At 35.3% G+C, this 255-nt stretch carries 1 protein-coding gene; it reads left to right on the forward strand.

Features of this window, described 5'->3' with window-relative positions:
* The coding region (locus E4T71_RS09485; RefSeq protein WP_167758534.1) for a transposase at nt 1–255 on the forward strand (255 nt) is incomplete at both ends.

Below are 255 nucleotides of genomic sequence, written 5' to 3' on the forward strand. Positions count from 1 at the left end.
GAGTTAGCCAGGAATATTTTCAACTTTATCGAAAACGGGGACAGTCTGAAAATTTCATAAAAGAGATGAAATCTGGATTTTTCGGTGATAAGACAGATAGTTCAACTTTAATCAAGAACGAAGTTCGTATGTTGATTTCTTGCTTGGCCTATAATCTTTCCTTATTTGTGAAGCATATAGCTGGTGGAGTTGTGAAGAATCTGACGATGAAACGTTTTCGGAAACTGTTTGTGAATATAGTTGGAAAGTCTGTAA

It is taken from the genome of Streptococcus sp. WM07 (assembly GCF_004570525.1).
GTDB lineage: Bacteria > Bacillota > Bacilli > Lactobacillales > Streptococcaceae > Streptococcus.